The sequence below is a fragment of the Pseudoxanthomonas spadix BD-a59 genome, from assembly GCF_000233915.3.
Taxonomy (GTDB): Bacteria; Pseudomonadota; Gammaproteobacteria; order Xanthomonadales; family Xanthomonadaceae; genus Pseudoxanthomonas_A; species Pseudoxanthomonas_A spadix.
In genome coordinates, this window is the sequence record NC_016147.2 from 3,424,249 (window position 1) to 3,439,426 (window position 15,178).

A 15,178-nucleotide genomic window follows, 5' to 3' on the forward strand; every position below is an offset into this window, starting at 1 on the left:
TAAAATCCCCGCATGAACACCCCCCAAGATTCGCTGCTGGGTCGCACGGTCGCCTATCCCGCGCACTACGACCCGGACCTGCTGTTTGCGATTGCGCGCGCCGGTGCGCGTGCCGAACTTGGCCTTGACAGCGCCGCTCTGCCCTTCGTCGGCCACGATCGCTGGCATGCCTACGAGCTGGGCTGGCTGGACCTGCGTGGCAAGCCGCAGGTGGCGACCGCGACACTGACCGTGCCGCAGGACTCGCCGAACCTGATCGAGTCCAAGTCGCTCAAGCTCTATCTCAACTCGCTCAACGCCACCGGCTTTGCCAGCGCCGAGGCGGTGTGTGCGCAGATCGCGCAGGACCTGTCCGCGCGCGCCGGAGCGCCGGTGACGGTGGCGCCGGGGCTGCCGGGGTTTGGCCACCACGCCGATGCACTGCTGCTCGATACGCTGGAGCTGGACATCGACGACTATGGCCCGCCCAATCCGGGGCATCTGGCCGCAGGCAGCCACGTGGTCAGCGAGACCCTGGTCTCGCACCTGCTCAAGTCCAACTGCCCGGTCACCGGCCAGCCCGACTGGGGCAGCGTGGTGCTGCGCTACGAAGGCCCAAAAATCGACCACGAAGGCCTGCTGCGCTACCTGGTCAGTTTCCGCGAGCACGCTGGCTTCCACGAGCAATGCGTGGAGCGGATCTTCGTCGACCTCAGCGCGCGCTGCGCTCCGATCAGGCTGTCGGTGGAAGCGCGCTATACCCGGCGCGGCGGCCTGGACATCAATCCCTGGCGGGTCACCCCGGGTTGGGAAGACCACGCGCCGGCGCCGCTGCGCGAGTTGCGCCAGTAACCTCGCGCCGACAGGGGCGCGATGCCTTGCCCCGGCGGGCTGTGCAAGGGTGGGAATGCACGGAGGGGCTTGCGGCTGGCGTTTGGCTCCGAGCCTGGCCGGGGCGGCGTATCGAACCCTTCCGCGCCGGCAGAGAACACGCCGCCGCAGAGCAGTCGGCCTGCGGACAAGTAAGCCGCATCATCATCGGAAGGAAAAGACAAAGGGCGCGGTGCAGACCGCGCCCTTTTCGTCATCGGATTTCCGTGCATCGCGTGCGCCCGACCCTCACCCCAACCCCTCTCCCGGTGGGAGAGGGGCTTAGAAGCCATGGCTCCAACGCGCTAGCTAGGAGTCTGTCGGGCTTTGGCGGTCGAGGCGAAAATTCGGCTGCGCGAGGACAGATTTTCGGCGATTCGCCGCCCCATAGTGGTTCTATGGGGCAAGAAGCGACGGAAATATGGACCGCACAGCCGGATTTGCAGCCCGGCCGGCCAAAGTCCGACAGGCTCCTAGGGCCTGGCACCGGTCTTGCCGCTGCGCGCCATGCTGGAGAACACCCCGTCGCGCCGCACCCAGGCATGGAACAGGGCCGCGCCCAGGTGGCCCAGCACCGTGGCGAACAGGACGTAGGCCAGCACCGTGTGCGCAGGCCGCAGCAGCGCATACAGGTCCGGGCTGTGCGGGGCGATTGCCGGCAGGTGCACCCCGCCGAACAACACGACCGGGTAGCCGCCGGCCGAGAGCATCGACCAGCCGATCAGCGGCATGGCCAACATCAACCCATACAACAGCCAGTGCGACGCATGGGCGGCCCGCTTCTGGATCGCCGGCAGGTCCGCGGGCAAGGGCGGCGGCGGGCTGCGCAGGCGGTTGACCAGGCGCACGATCGCCAGCAACAGGATCGCGAGACCGAGCGGGCGATGCAGGTCCAGCAGGGTCGGGCGCCAGGCCAGCGATACCACCATGCCGGCGCCGATGAACAGCATCGCCAGGATCATCGCGGCCATCAGCCAGTGCAGCATGCGCGCCAGTGCGTCGAAGTGTCCGTGGCGGTTCATCTGGTCTCTCCCTTGGCGCCGGTCGCCGCGGGCGCCTGACCGGTACCGATCTCGTGCATGCGCCGGTTGAACGACACCGAGTACACCGCCGCGCGCGCGGCCAGGATCGGGTCCTTGGATGGCGCCATGCCGTCGGGCAGCACGGTCGGGTCATAGTTGATGTCGCGGCAGGCGCCGCTGTCCTGCGGCGTGGTGCCGGTGAAGGTCACGGTGCCGGCCACCACCTGGGTGCGGTCGGCGGGCCAGGGCTGCGAGGGATCATCGATGGGGTCGCCCTCCCTGGCTTGGGTCACGACCAGGTCCCACTTCACCGGACCCCTGGCCAGGCGCGTGTTGAATTCCTCGCTGAGAAAATCGGCATCGGCCTGCGCGCGCTGCCCGGCGCTGAGCTCCTCGAATGGCGCCTGCGGCCGCAGCGACCAGCGCACCGCATGGCGTTCACCAGCGGCGTTGGTAAACCAGAAACTGTTGACGCCGTTGAACCGGGTGTTGGCCCAGCTGTTGGACCACGGCGCCGACTTGGCCCAGGCCATGAACTTCTTCGCTTCCGGATACTGGTCCAGGAACGCGGCCATCCTGGCCGGGTCGGGCTTGCCGGTGGCCGGGTCCGGCGCCGAGGCGAGGTTCTGCGCCTGGAAGCCTTCCGGCGTGGCCACCACGAAGAACGGAAAGCTGTTCATGGCGGTGCGCCATTGCTGGCCGTCGTCGGTCTTGAGCAGCAGGGCGACGCTGCGCACGCGCGCCTTGGCGTCGGCGCCGTGCGGGTCGCCGCCGCCGATCGACAGCCGGCCCAGGATCGGCGTGTTTGCCTGGGTGAACACGCGCGCCCTGGACAGCTGCGGCGCCTGCGCGCTGGGGGTAAAGCTGCCGGCGACACACACGCCCTTGGCGTGGGCCCGGCGGAAGCCGGGGTGCGGCTTGCCGGCTTCGATGGTGTTGGTCATCTGCTGCGCCGTGAGCCGCGCGCCGAACCCGCCGCCAACCCAGGCAAAGGCGCCGGCCAGGGCGGCCAGAAGCGCGACGATGCCCAACAGGGCCGGCACCGGGCTGGGTTTGCCCGGCGGTCGGGATGAGGAAGATGGCTGGGACATGGGGTTTGCTGGCGCTGGGAGTCGAAGGTGGGACGCGGCGGGCGTGGAGTTATTCCATCTGCCTGTGGCGGCCAAGCTGCGGCCGCGGCGGTGATGGCCTCGTCAGACCCAGGGAATACCCTGTCGCCTCGCCCGTCCCACCCACAGACCCGTCCGGCATCGCGCCCATGACCGCTCCCGCCACCGACCTGGATGACGCCACGCTGCAAGCGCTGATCCCGCGCCTGCGCCGGTTCGCCCGTTCGCTGGTGCACGAGCCGGCGGCGGCCGACGATCTGGTCCAGGCCACGCTGGAGCGCGCGCTCGTCCATGGCCGCAGCCGGCACACGCCCGCGGCGCTGCAGGGCTGGCTGTTCTCGGTCCTGTACCGGCAGTTTGTCGACGAACACCGCCGCGCCCTGCGCTGGCGCCGGCTGGCGCAGCTGTTCGGCCAGGCCGAGCCCGAGCATGCGCCGTCGGCCGAGCGCGTCACCGCCAGCCGCGCCACCCTGGCCGCCTTCGACACGCTGCCGGCCGAGCAGCGCGCCTTGCTGCTGCTGGTCAGCGTCGAGGGCTTCAGCTACCGCCAGGTGGCCGACACCCTGGGCGTACCGATCGGCACGGTGATGTCGCGCCTGGCCCGTGCCCGCCAGGCCCTGCGCGTGGCCAGCGATGCCGCGCCCGGCCCGACCCGGCCGGTGCTGAAGGTGCTGCGATGATCCGCCTGGCGCCGAGCGAGGCGGACCTGCACGCCTATGTCGACGGCCAGCTGGAGGCCCCGGCGCGCGCCGAGATCGAGCGCTGGCTGGCTGCGCACCCGGAGCGCGCGGCCGTGGTCGCCGACTGGAAACGCGATGCCAAACGCCTGCGCGTGAGCCAGGCCCTGCCCGAGCAATGGCCGGCCAATCCGAACCTGGAGCCGGCCCACCTGCGCCGCCGCGTGCGCGCCCGCGGTCGTGCGCGGCTGGGGGTGGCCGCCGCGCTGCTGCTGTCGCTCGGGCTGGGGACCGTGACGGGCTGGCAGGCCAGGCAGCTGCAGGTGGCCTCGGCGCGGCTGCCGATGGCCGATGCGGTCTCGGCCTATCGGCTGTTCGCCGTGTCCGACCGCCCCGATACGCTTGATGCGGCCGCTCGCGCGCAGCTGCAGGACTGGCTGGGCCAGCACTTCGGCGCGCTGGGCGCCATGCCCGATCTGCACGCGCAGGGCTTGCACCTGGTCGGGGGACAACGCCTGTCCACCGAACAGGGCGCGGCGGCGATGCTGGTCTATGCCGATGCCAGCGGTGCGCGGATCGGCGTGTACCTGCGCCCGGGCGGCCGCTTCGGCCAGCCGGGCCAGCGCCGCGACGGCGAGCTGCTGGCCCAGTACTGGTCGCGCGGCAACACCAGCTTCGCGGTGGTCAGCCCGTTCGAGGATGCACGCGCGCGCAACGTGGCGGCGGTGCTCGCGCCAGGCGGCTGAAGGCGCTTCGATCAAGCCGGTTGCACGGCGTTGATCTCCACCGTCACGTGGACCAGTTCCTCATGGATGGCCAGCGCCGCGCGCACGTCCTGCGGCGACAGCGGCCGGGTGGTGACCAGGCCGAGGATGGCCGCGTACTGGCCCCGTCCCACGCGCCAGACGTGCAGGTCGCTGATCGCGGTGGGCTGCGGCAGTTCGGCGATCACCTCGCGCACTTCCTCTACCACCGGCGCGTCCATCTCCGCATCCAGCAACACCCGGCCGGTGCTGCGCAGCAGGCCGATTGCCCACACCGTCACCAGTACCGCGCCGGCGATGCCCATGACCGGGTCCAGCCAGGACGCACCGAAGAACCGGCCGGCGAGCAGGGCGACGATCGCCAGCACCGAGGTCGCCGCATCGGCCAGCACGTGGACATAGGCCGCGCGCAGGTTGAGGTCGGCATGGGGGGCATGGTGATCCTCGCCGGGGTGCCCATGTGCGTGGTGGCCGTGGTCATGACCATGGTCGTGCCCGTGATGGTGGTGGCTGTGGTCGTCCTTCAGCCACCAGGCGCAGACCAGGTTCACCGCCAGCCCGAGCACGCCCAGCACGATGGCCTGGTCGTAGTGGATCGGCAGCGGATTGACCAGCCGCTGCAGCGACTGCACCGCCATCAGCAGCGCCACGCACAGCAGCAGCACCGCGCTGGTGTAGCCGCCCAGGATCTCGATCTTCCAGGTGCCAAAGGCAAAGCGCCGGTCGCGCGCGAACCGGCGCGCGCTGGCATAGGCCAGCAACGACAGGCCCAGCGCCAGCACGTGCGAGCTCATGTGCCAGCCATCGGCCAGCAGCGCCATCGAGTTGAAGATCCAGCCGCCGGCAATCTCGGCCAGCATCATCGCGGCGGTCAGGACCACGGCCCGGCGCGTGTTGCGTTCGCCGGCGGTATTGCCGGTGACGTAGCTGTGGTCGTGACGATGCGCGTGCAGCGCTGGGTCCAGGGACATGCGGAAAACCTGGTGTAGGATACCCCCCCATGGTATCCGAGATTGATCCCGCATGACCCACCTGATCCACGACGTGGCCAGGCTCACCCCGCGCATCCGGCGCCTCAAGGGCCAGGTCGCCGCACTGGAAAAGGCGCTGGCCGGCCAGCCCGAGTGCATCGCCGTGCTCACCCAGATCGCGGCCATCCGCGGCGCGGCGCAGGGCCTGCTGCTGGAAGTGCTGGAAGGCCACATGCAAGCGCACGTGGCCGGCGAGAAGAACCCCGCCAGGCGCAGCGCCGAGGTCGCCGCGATCCACAAGGTGCTGCGTTCCTACCTCAAGTAGCGCGCAGCTCGCGCCGCGTTGCCGCCATCGCCACCTGCGCACGGGCATGCTGTGGGTCTGTCTCCCTCAAGGCGTCGACATGGGCAACCTGCATTTCTACCGTCCCGGCCAAGGCCACGGCCTGGCCCACGATCCGTTCAAGGCGATCCTCGCCCCGCGCCCGATCGGCTGGATCGGCTCGGTCTCGGCCGACGGCGTGCGCAACCTGGCGCCCTACAGCTTCTTTGGCGCCTTCTGCGACACGCCGCCGATCATCGGTTTCAGCAGCTCGGGCTGGAAGGACAGCGTGCGCAACGTGCAGGCCCGCGGCGTGTTCACCTGGAACCTGGCCAGCCGCGCGCAGGCCGAGGCGATGAACCTGAGCTCGGCGCCGTTTGCGCCGGAGGTCGACGAGTTCGAACGCGCCGGCCTGGTCGCGCTGCCCGGCAAGGTGGTCGATGCGCCGTTCGTCGAAGGCGCGCCGGCCGCCTTCGAATGCAGGTTGACCCAGCTGCTCCAGCTCACCGACGCCGATGGCCACGCACTGGAACAGTGGCTGGTGCTGGGCGAGGTGGTGGGCGTGCACATCGACCGTCGCTGGCTGGTCGATGGCGTCTACGACACCGCCGCGGCCGGGCCGATCCTGCGCGCCGGCGGCCTTGACCGCTACGCGCAGATCACGCCCGAGGCGATGTTCGAGATGGCGCGGCCCACAGGCGTGTAGCGCGCCGGTGGCGCAGCCTGTGCAGCCCCTTGCGATGCGCAGGCACCGCCGTGCCCTGGTCCGGACCGACCTGCAGGCCGCCCGCATCGATGCCTTCGGTGCCGCCGTGGCTCGCGCGTGGCGTCAGCCCTTGGGCGGGCACAGCTCGAACTGCACCGGGGTGCCGTTCGCCGACGAGTCGGTGATCCACACATCGAACAGGCCCGGCTCGGCCCGGCACACCAGGTCCATGCCGGTGAAGGCCAGCAGGCTGCGGTCCAGCTGGAAGCTGACCTGGGCCGATTCGCCGGGCCGCAGCGCGATCTTGTTGAAGCCCTTCAGCTCGCGCACCGGGCGCACCCGGCTGGCCACCCGGTCGTGCACGTACAGCTGCACCACGGTTTCGCCGGCGACCTCACCGGTATTGGTCACGGTCGTGGTCGCGGTCAACGTCTGGTCCCAGCCCAGCTGGGTGGTCGACAGCTGCGCCGGGCCGTACTCGAAGGTGGTGTAGGAGAGTCCGTGGCCGAACGGATACAGCGCATCGGCCGTGACCTCGCGCCAGCGCGACTTGAACTCGCGCATGTGCGGCAGCTCGGGGCGGCCGGTCCGCGAGCGGTTGTAGAACAGCGGCTGCTGGCCCGAATCCTGCGGGAAACTCACCGGCAGGCAGCCGGCCGGGTTGTAGTCGCCGAACAGCACGTCGGCCACGCCGTGCCCGGTCTGGCTGCCCAGGTACCAGGTCACCACGATCGCTGCAGCCTTGCGCACCGCGCCGTGCAGGGCCAGTGCGCGACCATTGCGCAGCAGTACCACCAGCGGCTTGCCGGTGGCGGCCAGGGCTTCGGCCAGGGCCTGGTGTGCGGGCGGGACCACGATCTGGGTCCGCGACTGCGCCTCGCCGCTGTAGGACTGCGGCTCGCCGATCGCCAGCACCACCACATCGCTGGCATGTGCGGCGGCCACGGCGGCCTCGATGCCACCGTCGATCGGCTCTTCCAGGCCGCAGCCGTCCTCGACGATCAGCTGCGCGTGCTCGCCCAAGGCGGCGCGCACGCCGGCTTCCAGGGTGACATAGCGCGTCCTGTCGCCGAACAGCGTCCAGCAGCCTTCGATATTTTTGGTGTCGCGCGCGAACGGGCCGACCAGCGCGATCTTCTGCCCGGTCTTCTTCAGCGGCAGCACTGCGCCCTGGTTCTTCAGCAGCACGATCGATCGGCGCGCCGCATCGCGCGCAAGCGCCTCATGCGCGGCCAGATGCGACGGGTCGGCTTCGCGCGCCGGATCCAGCGAGCGGTATGGATTGTCGAACAGGCCGATCTGCTGCTTGACCCACAGCACCCGGCGCACGCTTGCATCCAGCTGGGCCAGGGTCACCTCGCCGCTTGCCACCAGCGAGGCCAGGTTGCGGTCGTAGAAGCCGCTCTGCATGCTCAGGTCCAGGCCGGCGGTGAACGCGCAGCGGGTGGCGTCGCGTTCGTCGGCCGCATAGCCGTGCGCGATCAGCTCCATGTCGGCGGTGTAGTCGGACACCACCAGCCCGGGGAACTGCCAGGCCCCGCGCAGCAGGTCGGTCATCAGCCAGCGGTTGGCACTGGCCGGCACCCCGTTGATGTCGTTGAAGGCGCTCATCACCGTGATCGCACCGGCGTCGAAGGCGGCCTTGAACGGCGGCAGGTGCACATCGCGCAGGGTCTGCTCGGAAATGTCGACCGTGTTGTATTCCAGGCCACCGGCGACCGCGCCGTAGGCGGCGAAATGCTTGGGCGTGGCCAGCAGGCAATCATCGGCAGTCAGCCCGGCCTGGCCCTGAAACCCCTGCACGCGTGCACGGGCGAAGGCACAGCCCAGCAGCACGTCCTCGCCGGCGCCTTCGGCACCGCGGCCCCAGCGCTGGTCACGGGCCACGTCCACGGCCGGGGCGAAGGTCCAGTGGATGCCCGCGGCGGTGGCTTCGACCGCGGTGGCGCGCGCGGTGCGGCGGGCCAGCTCCGGCTCGAAGCTGGCGGCCTCGCCCAGCGGGATCGGGAACACCGTGCGCATGCCGTGGATCACATCGGCGCCCAGCAGCAGGGGAATGCCCAGGCGCGACTCTTCCACCGCCAGGCGCTGCGCCTGGCGTCCCTCGGCCGCGCCCACCCCGTTGAACAGCGCACCGATCTTGCCGGCGCGGATCCCCGCACGCACCTCCGCCGCACCGCGGGCGTTGGCCTCCGGATTGACCTCCGGGGCGAACGGCCGCAGCGCGTCGGCAAAGATGCCCAGCTGGCCCACTTTCTCTTCCACCGTCATCTGCGCGATGAGGGCCTCAATCCGTTCCGAGTTCGACATCCGGTCCTGCCGTGAAAACGTTTACATGTATTCTAGGCGAAGCCCGAAGGATGCCAAGCCCGCGGGCAAGGCTGCACCGCCCCGGGCGCCCTGTCGAGGCCTTGCTGCCAGCGCCGCCGCGGGCCTGCGCCCGGCCAGGCGACTACTGCAGCTGCTCTGGTCCCTGGTCCTCGCCCCGGGGCGGCGGCGGATCGCCGGCCTGCAGCAGCGGCGGGATTTCGCCGGCGCCGGGCGGCAGGACGGGATAGGCATCCCATTCAAAGGGCATCTCGAACTCGGGTTCAAACGCGCGACCGGGCATGGCGACCTCCACGCGTCGGCATGCGAGGGTGCGCCGGCGCTGCCCGGTACTGTCCACCGCCGTTCGTCACGATCAGGTGCAGGCCTGCTGACGGCGGGTTTCACGCCGCCGGCCGCCGGACACGCGCTCAGGGCGCGCTGGCCTGGTCCAGCGCCTGGATCTGCGCCGGGGTCAGGGTCAGGCGCGCGGCCTGCAGGATCTCCTGCAGCTGCTCGACGCTGCTGGCACTGGCGATCGGGGCGGTGATCGAATCGCGCGCCATCAGCCAGGCCAGCGCGATCTGCGCCGGCGTGGCCTTCTGCGCCTCGGCCACCGCATCGAGCGCCTCGAGGATCGCCTGGCCGCGCGGATTGAGGTATTGCGCGACCACCTTGGCCCCGCGCGCCGGACTCTTGGCCGCATCGGCCGGATCGCGGTACTTGCCGGTCAAAAAGCCCGATGCCAGCGCGTAGTAACTGATCACGCCCAGGCCCTGGGCCTTGACCAGCGGCTCCAGCTCGGCCTCGTAGCCGGCGCGATCGTAGAGGTTGTACTCGGGCTGCAGCGTTTCATAGCGTGGCAGGTTGTGATCCTGGGACACCCGCAGCGCCTCGGCCAGGCGCTCGGCGCTGTAGTTGGAAGCACCGATCGCGCGCACCTTGCCCTTCTCGATCAGCCGCGAGAATGCGCCCAGGGTGGCCTCCAGCGGCACGGACGGATCGTCCTCGTGCGCCTGGTACAGGTCGATGGTGTCGATGCCCAGGCGGCGCAGCGAATCGTCCACCGCCGCCTCGATGTTCTCCGGCGACAGGCCCGGGCGCTCGCCCCACTTGGCCACCTTGGTGGCGATCACCACCTGGTCGCGCTTGCCGCTGGACTTGAGCCACTGGCCGATCAGGGTTTCCGATTCGCCGCCCTTGTTGCCCGGCACCCAGGCCGGATACACATCGGCGGTATCGATCAGGTTGAAGCCGCCATCGACGAAGGCGTCCAGCAGCCTGCCGGTGCCGGCCGCATCCTTGACGCTCCAGCCAAACACATTGCCGCCAAAGGCCAGCGGCGCGACGGTGATGCCGGATCTGCCCAGCGGGCGTCGGGGAATGGAACTCATCGTGGTATCTCCAGTGCGCGCGGAAAAAAACGAGCCCAAGCGTATGCGCCCGGCGTTTAAGCCAGCGTGCACACCCGTGGCCAAAACCCGCTGCGTGCTAGGCTCGGCGCCACTTTTCCCGCCGGGAATTGCGTCATGCGCCGATCGCTTGCCACCCTTGCCCTGTGCGCCGCGCTGGCGCCGCTGGTGCCGGCCCTGGCCCAGGTCGCCACGCCCGCCACGCTCCCCGTCCCGGCGCCGCTGCAGGCGGCCATCGACGGCCCCTGGCGCAAGCCGGCCGACGTGGCCCGCGACCGCTATCGGCATCCGGGCCAGACCCTGGCGTTCTTCGGTGTGCAGCAGGCCGACACCATCATCGAAATCACGCCCGGCAACGGCTGGTATTCGGCGATCCTGGCGCCCTACGTGAAAGGCCAGGGCCAGTACATCGCCGCGGTGGTCGACCCCGACGCGGTGCCCGAGTCCTCGCGCGCCTACCAGCAAAAATCCAGGGACAGCCTGGAAGCGCTGTACAAGTCCGATGGCGCCCGCTACGGCCAGGCCAAGCTGGTGGCCTACGCGCCGGCCACGCCCAGCTTCGGCCCGGCCAATTCGGCCGACGTGGTGCTGACCTTCCGCAACGTGCACAACTGGCGCATGGCCGACAACGCCGAGGCGATGTTCAAGGGCTTCTTCGCCGTGCTCAAGCCCGGCGGCACCCTGGGCGTGGTCGAGCATCGCGCCGCCACGGCCGTGCCCGATGATGACAAGAGCGGCTATGTCGGCGAGGACCAGGTGATCGCGCTGGCCACCGCCGCCGGCTTCCGACTGCAAGGCAAGAGCGAAATCAACGCCAACCCGCGCGACACCAAGGATTATCCGGGCGGGGTATGGACCCTACCGCCGACCAACAAGCACGACCAGGCCGACGACGCCAGGTTCCAGGCCATCGGCGAAAGCGACCGCATGACCCTGCGCTTCGCCAAACCATAGGCACCCAGCCTCGTTGCGGCGAAGCCTGCGCCGAGCGCGTGCAGCGGGTGCATGGATTCGGGCATCGACGGCGCCGCCTTGAAAAAGATCGACCCGCGCGCAATGAGCAGTGGCGGTGCCGACCACCCACAGCGGTCGCTGTGTTCTGCCTTGCCCAACCCGTGTGATGTCGCAACGCTGGGCGGCGGCGTGGGCGCAGTCAGATCCAGCAGCTCCCACGCGGCGGGCATCGATAATGGGCCCCCACATCCCGCCGCGGTCGCCACGCCGGTCAACGCCTTGCTCATTGCCTTCAACAAACCATTCAACGTGCTGTGCCAGTTCACCGATCGCAGCGCGCCGCCGCGGCGCACGCTGGCCGAATTCGGCCTGCCCAGGGAGGTCTACGCGGCTGGGCGGCTGGACTACGACAGCGAAGGCCTGCTGCTGCTCACCGACGAGGGCGCCCTGGCCCACCGGCTCACCGATCCGCACCACAGGCAGGACAAGACCTACCTGGTGCAGGTCGAAGGCACGCCCCATCCGGACCAGTTGCATGCCCTGCGCGATGGCGTGGGATTGAACGACGGCCCGACCCTGCCGGCGCGCGTACGCCTGCGCGAAACGCCGCCGAAGCTATGGCCGCGCGATCCGCCCGTGCGCGTGCGCAAGACCGTGCCCGATGCCTGGCTGGAACTGACCTTGCGCGAAGGGCGCAACCGGCAGGTGCGGCGCATGACCGCCGCGGTCGGCCTGCCGACCCTGCGGCTGGTCCGCGTGGCAATGGGTGGGGTGGCGCTGCAGGACCTGCAGCCGGGACAGTGGCGCATCCAGCAGCCATGAGCGCTGCATGGCAACGCCGAAACGGCACGACGCCCGGTCGTGCCGGGCGTCGCCTCAACCTCGGGAAGCTGGCTCGACCGCCCGGCCCCCGCGGTGGCGAGGGCCAGACGGCCGAGGACTCAGCATTGCAGCTCAGCTTTCGCTGGGCGTCTTGGCGGCTGCCCGGCTGTAGCGTGCGGCGCGCGAACGCAGCCCGGCGTTGCCCCGGCTGGTGGCCGGTTGCAGCCGGCGCGCGCTGCCGTCGATGGCGGCCATGTCCTGCTTCTGCCTGTACCTGCGGAACACCGCATAGCCGATCAAGCCGATGCCGACCGCGGCCGCGGCGCCCACCGCGACCGGGTTGCGCTTGACGAAGCTGGTGGCGACCTTGCCGCCGGTGCGCGCCACGCCCAGCGCAGCGCTGCTCTTGAGGAACTTGCCGGCGGTGGACCGGCGCGAAGGCACCAGGTCGCGCACGCTGCTGCCGGCGCTGCGCAGTCCGTCGCCGGCCTGGTGGACCAGCTCCAGGGCGGTCTCCAGCGCGCGGTCGCTGATGTCAGTGAACTTGCTCATGACGGAACCCTGATGAGGAGGAAGAGGTGCAGTGTCCGGGCAGCCATGTAGACGGCGCGTGTGCGGCGCCGCGCCAGCCCATCCACAGCCTGAACACGCTGCGCGCAAGGTCGCTTCAAGCCCGGGCGATTCAGCTGCCGCGGGGCTTGGCCCGGTGGGTGGCGGTGGCGCTCCAGGGGTCGTCGGGCCAGGGATGGCGGGGGTAGCGTCCCTTCATCTCCTTCTTGATCTCGGCATAGGTCTTGGCCCAGAAGCTGCGCAGGTCGCGCGTGACCTGCAGCGGCTTGCCGCCGGGCGAGAGCAGGTGCAGGGTCAGCGGCACCCGGCCACCGGCAATGTGCGGGGTCTCGCCCAGGCCGAACAGCTCCTGCAACTTGACCGCCAGCACCGGCGCGCGCGGGCTGCCGTCATGCTCGACGCCGTAGTCGATGCGCCGCTCCAGCCCGGAAGGCACGGTGATGTGGGTCGGGGCCAGGGCGTCGATGCGCTGGCGCGTGGCCCAGTCGGTCAAGGACTTCAGCGCCTGGGCCAGTTCGCTTTCGTCCAGTGCATCCAGCGCGGTCTTGCCGGCGAAGGCGGGCCTGAGCCAGTGGTCCAGGGTGGCCAGCAGCGCCGCGTCGGACAGGTCGGGCAGGGCCAGCTCCGGCATCCAGGCGCGCAGGTTGCGCACGCGCGCGCGCCATTGCTGCAGGCCCTCGGTCCAGGGCAGGGCGTCCAGGCCCAGCGCGCGCACCGCGTCGGTGAGCGCGGCAGCGGCGTGCTGCGGATCGATCCTTCCAGCCGGGCGCGCGTCCAGCACGATCGCATCGAAGCGCGAGGTGCGCTGGGCCACCAGCGCGCGCCGCTCCACATCCCAGCGCACCTGGTCGGCGGTGGAAAAATGCGCGGCGAAGTGCTCGTGCAGGAACGCCTGGTCCACCGGCGCGGCGCGCAGGACCAGGCCATCGCGCGCTTCCAGGCGCAGCTCGCTGGCCACGATCCACGGCTCGCCACGCAGCGCGCTGTCATCGAACAGGCGCGCGGTGCGGCCGTTGGCCAGCGCATAGCGCAGCGGATCGGTGGGATGGCGATAGCCGATACGATCGGGAAAGGCCTGCGCCAGCAGGTCGCCCAGCGCGTGCGCTTCGCTCTGGCGCGGTGGCGCGGCGTCCTCGCGCAGGCGGCGGCGCCACTGCCTGGCGGCCGCATCGATCGCCGCCAGCGCCGAACGCTGCGCATCGGCCGGGACGCGGCCATCACGGAAGGCGGCCAGCGCACGCCAGCGCGCGGCCAGCGCATCGCCGCCGCCACGCAGCGGGTCGCGCGCCTCCACCAGCGCGGCCAGGTCGCAGGCCAGCGCGCGCGACGTGCCCGCCGGGGCCGCCAGCAGCATCGCGGCCAGCCGTGGATGGGTGCCCAGCGCCAGCATGCGCCGGCCGAGCGGGGTGATCGCCCGGCTGGCATCCAGCGCGCCCAGCCGCTGCAGCAGCTCGCGCGCGGCGGCCAGCGGGCCGGACGGCGGCGGATCGACAAAGCGCAGCTCGTCGCTGCCCCACGCCGCCAGTTCCAGCGCCAGGCCGGCCAGTTCGACCTGGGTGATCTCCGGGCGTCGCTGGGGTTCCAGTCGCTGCGAGGCCGGCCACAGGCGCCAGGCCACGCCTTCGGCGACACGGCCGGCGCGGCCGGCGCGCTGGTCGGCCGAGGCCTGGGCGATGTGGACCACGTCCAGCCGCGAGAATCCGCTGTTGGGATCCAGCCGCGGCTCGCGCGCCAGCCCGCTGTCGATCACCACCCGCACGCCGGGCAGGGTCACCGACGACTCGGCCACGTTGGTCGCCAACACCACGCGGCGTCGGCCCTGCGGATCGGGCTGCAGCACGGCCGACTGCTGCTGCACCGGCAGCTCGCCATGCAGCGCCAGCACGCTGACCCCGGCCAGTGCAGGACTGTCGCCCAGCGCCGCCTGCACGCGTGCGATCTCGCGCTGGCCCGGCAGGAACACCAGCACGTCGCCGGGATGGCTGGCAATGGCCGCTTCCACCGCGCGCCGGGCCTGCGACTCCAGCGCCTCGTCGCGCCGCGCGGGGAAATGCGAAACCTCCACCGGATAGCTGCGCCCTTCGCTGGACAGGCGCGGCGCGTCCAGCCACTGCGCCAGGCGCGCGCCATCCAGGGTGGCCGACATCACCACGATGCGAAGCGCCTGCCCCGGACTTGATCCGGGGTCCTGCGGATAAAGTGCCGCCTGCACGTCCAGCGCCAGGGCCAGGCCCAGGTCGCCGGCCAGGTGGCGTTCGTGGAATTCGTCGAACAGCAGCGCGCCGACCCCTTCCAGCAGCGGGTCGTCCTGCAGCATCCGGGTCAGGATGCCCTCGGTGACCACCTCGATCCGGGTGCGTGCGCTGGTCCTGTTGTCGAAGCGGATGCGGTAGCCAACGGTCTGACCGACCGGCTCACCGAGCTGGCTGGCCATGAAGCCGGCGGCGGCACGCGCGGCCACCCGGCGCGGTTCGAGCATCACGATCCTGCGGCCGGCCAGCCACGGCGCGTCCAGCAATGCCAGCGGCACCTGGGTGGTCTTGCCGGCACCGGGCGGGGCTTCGAGCACCAGCCGCGGATGATCGGCCAGCGCGGCGGTGATCTGCGGCAGCAGCGGCGAAATGGGGAAGAACGGCGCGGACATGGCACACAGGATAAGGCGCGTGTCCGCCGCGCCCTACACTATGGCGCTC

15 protein-coding genes are annotated in these 15,178 nt (G+C 70.8%); 7 read left to right on the top strand and 8 right to left on the bottom strand.

Going from position 1 to position 15,178, the window contains the following annotated elements; translation table 11 throughout:
- The first annotated feature begins 12 nt into the window (after nucleotides 1-12).
- Nucleotides 13-831, top strand: a complete 819-nt coding sequence (gene queF, locus DSC_RS15450; RefSeq protein WP_014162143.1) for an NADPH-dependent 7-cyano-7-deazaguanine reductase QueF — start codon at nucleotides 13-15, stop codon at nucleotides 829-831.
- Nucleotides 832-1,322: 491 nt separating this feature from the next.
- Here queF and DSC_RS15455 read toward each other — a convergent pair whose 3' ends face one another.
- Nucleotides 1,323-1,871, bottom strand: coding sequence for a cytochrome b (locus DSC_RS15455; RefSeq protein WP_014162144.1), 549 nt, complete (start codon nucleotides 1,869-1,871; stop codon nucleotides 1,323-1,325).
- Complete coding sequence (locus DSC_RS15460; protein WP_043290791.1) at nucleotides 1,868-2,962, bottom strand: catalase family peroxidase; 1,095 nt, start codon at nucleotides 2,960-2,962, stop codon at nucleotides 1,868-1,870. The genes DSC_RS15455 and DSC_RS15460 overlap by 4 nt, the downstream gene beginning before the upstream one ends.
- 167 nt (nucleotides 2,963-3,129) lie before the next feature.
- Between DSC_RS15460 and DSC_RS15465 the strand changes: the two genes are divergently transcribed.
- Both DSC_RS15465 and DSC_RS15470 read left to right on the top strand, forming a co-directional pair.
- A complete protein-coding gene (locus DSC_RS15465; RefSeq protein WP_014162146.1) occupies nucleotides 3,130-3,660 on the top strand; it encodes an RNA polymerase sigma factor in 531 nt (176 codons plus the stop codon).
- A complete protein-coding gene (locus tag DSC_RS15470) occupies nucleotides 3,657-4,403 on the top strand; it encodes an anti-sigma factor family protein (RefSeq protein ID WP_014162147.1) in 747 nt (248 codons plus the stop codon). The genes DSC_RS15465 and DSC_RS15470 overlap by 4 nt, the downstream gene beginning before the upstream one ends.
- An 11-nt stretch (nucleotides 4,404-4,414) precedes the next feature.
- Here DSC_RS15470 and dmeF read toward each other — a convergent pair whose 3' ends face one another.
- Nucleotides 4,415-5,392 carry a CDF family Co(II)/Ni(II) efflux transporter DmeF gene (dmeF, locus tag DSC_RS15475; RefSeq protein ID WP_014162148.1) on the bottom strand — a complete coding sequence of 326 codons (978 nt, stop codon included), beginning with the start codon at nucleotides 5,390-5,392 and terminating at the stop codon, nucleotides 4,415-4,417.
- 52 nt (nucleotides 5,393-5,444) lie between these two features.
- On the opposite strand from dmeF, the gene DSC_RS15480 reads away from it, so the two are divergent.
- Nucleotides 5,445-5,717 carry a metal/formaldehyde-sensitive transcriptional repressor gene (locus tag DSC_RS15480; protein ID WP_014162149.1) on the top strand — a complete coding sequence of 91 codons (273 nt, stop codon included), beginning with the start codon at nucleotides 5,445-5,447 and terminating at the stop codon, nucleotides 5,715-5,717.
- Between the two features lie 79 nt (nucleotides 5,718-5,796).
- Nucleotides 5,797-6,420: a flavin reductase family protein gene (locus DSC_RS15485; RefSeq protein WP_014162150.1), complete on the top strand. Its 624-nt coding sequence runs from the start codon at nucleotides 5,797-5,799 to the stop codon at nucleotides 6,418-6,420.
- Nucleotides 6,421-6,543: 123 nt separating this feature from the next.
- On the opposite strand, the gene bglX is transcribed toward DSC_RS15485, so the two are convergent.
- The 3 genes from bglX to DSC_RS15495 all read right to left on the bottom strand — a co-directional run bounded on the left by bglX (nucleotide 6,544) and on the right by DSC_RS15495 (nucleotide 10,121).
- A complete protein-coding gene (gene bglX, locus DSC_RS15490) occupies nucleotides 6,544-8,730 on the bottom strand; it encodes a beta-glucosidase BglX (protein WP_014162151.1) in 2,187 nt (728 codons plus the stop codon).
- Between the two features lie 142 nt (nucleotides 8,731-8,872).
- Nucleotides 8,873-9,031: a hypothetical protein gene (locus tag DSC_RS16965; RefSeq protein ID WP_014162152.1), complete on the bottom strand. Its 159-nt coding sequence runs from the start codon at nucleotides 9,029-9,031 to the stop codon at nucleotides 8,873-8,875.
- A gap of 127 nt (nucleotides 9,032-9,158) precedes the next feature.
- Nucleotides 9,159-10,121 (bottom strand): aldo/keto reductase, encoded by a 963-nt coding sequence (locus tag DSC_RS15495; RefSeq protein ID WP_014162153.1) that lies wholly within the window; start codon nucleotides 10,119-10,121, stop codon nucleotides 9,159-9,161.
- A gap of 135 nt (nucleotides 10,122-10,256) precedes the next feature.
- On the opposite strand from DSC_RS15495, the gene DSC_RS15500 reads away from it, so the two are divergent.
- Nucleotides 10,257-11,093: a class I SAM-dependent methyltransferase gene (locus tag DSC_RS15500; RefSeq protein ID WP_014162154.1), complete on the top strand. Its 837-nt coding sequence runs from the start codon at nucleotides 10,257-10,259 to the stop codon at nucleotides 11,091-11,093.
- 279 nt (nucleotides 11,094-11,372) lie between these two features.
- Complete coding sequence (locus DSC_RS15505) at nucleotides 11,373-11,915, top strand: pseudouridine synthase (protein ID WP_043290793.1); 543 nt, start codon at nucleotides 11,373-11,375, stop codon at nucleotides 11,913-11,915.
- A gap of 132 nt (nucleotides 11,916-12,047) precedes the next feature.
- Here DSC_RS15505 and DSC_RS15510 read toward each other — a convergent pair whose 3' ends face one another.
- Both DSC_RS15510 and hrpB read right to left on the bottom strand, forming a co-directional pair.
- Entirely contained in the window at nucleotides 12,048-12,467 is a 420-nt protein-coding gene (locus tag DSC_RS15510) for a hypothetical protein (protein WP_014162156.1), read from the bottom strand.
- A gap of 130 nt (nucleotides 12,468-12,597) precedes the next feature.
- Nucleotides 12,598-15,129 (bottom strand): ATP-dependent helicase HrpB, encoded by a 2,532-nt coding sequence (gene hrpB, locus DSC_RS15515; RefSeq protein ID WP_014162157.1) that lies wholly within the window; start codon nucleotides 15,127-15,129, stop codon nucleotides 12,598-12,600.
- Between the last annotated feature and the right edge of the window lie 49 nt (nucleotides 15,130-15,178).

Coding starts and splice junctions, on each gene's coding strand:
- DSC_RS15465 (WP_014162146.1), top strand. CDS start 3,130: ATGACCGCTCCCGCCACCGACCTGGATGACGCCACGCTGCAAGCGCTG.
- DSC_RS15455 (WP_014162144.1), bottom strand. CDS start 1,871: ATGAACCGCCACGGACACTTCGACGCACTGGCGCGCATGCTGCACTGG.
- DSC_RS15485 (WP_014162150.1), top strand. CDS start 5,797: ATGGGCAACCTGCATTTCTACCGTCCCGGCCAAGGCCACGGCCTGGCC.
- DSC_RS15510 (WP_014162156.1), bottom strand. CDS start 12,467: ATGAGCAAGTTCACTGACATCAGCGACCGCGCGCTGGAGACCGCCCTG.
- hrpB (WP_014162157.1), bottom strand. CDS start 15,129: ATGTCCGCGCCGTTCTTCCCCATTTCGCCGCTGCTGCCGCAGATCACC.
- DSC_RS16965 (WP_014162152.1), bottom strand. CDS start 9,031: ATGCCCGGTCGCGCGTTTGAACCCGAGTTCGAGATGCCCTTTGAATGG.
- DSC_RS15495 (WP_014162153.1), bottom strand. CDS start 10,121: ATGAGTTCCATTCCCCGACGCCCGCTGGGCAGATCCGGCATCACCGTC.
- dmeF (WP_014162148.1), bottom strand. CDS start 5,392: ATGTCCCTGGACCCAGCGCTGCACGCGCATCGTCACGACCACAGCTAC.
- DSC_RS15500 (WP_014162154.1), top strand. CDS start 10,257: ATGCGCCGATCGCTTGCCACCCTTGCCCTGTGCGCCGCGCTGGCGCCG.
- DSC_RS15470 (WP_014162147.1), top strand. CDS start 3,657: ATGATCCGCCTGGCGCCGAGCGAGGCGGACCTGCACGCCTATGTCGAC.
- DSC_RS15480 (WP_014162149.1), top strand. CDS start 5,445: ATGACCCACCTGATCCACGACGTGGCCAGGCTCACCCCGCGCATCCGG.
- bglX (WP_014162151.1), bottom strand. CDS start 8,730: ATGTCGAACTCGGAACGGATTGAGGCCCTCATCGCGCAGATGACGGTG.
- queF (WP_014162143.1), top strand. CDS start 13: ATGAACACCCCCCAAGATTCGCTGCTGGGTCGCACGGTCGCCTATCCC.
- DSC_RS15460 (WP_043290791.1), bottom strand. CDS start 2,962: ATGTCCCAGCCATCTTCCTCATCCCGACCGCCGGGCAAACCCAGCCCG.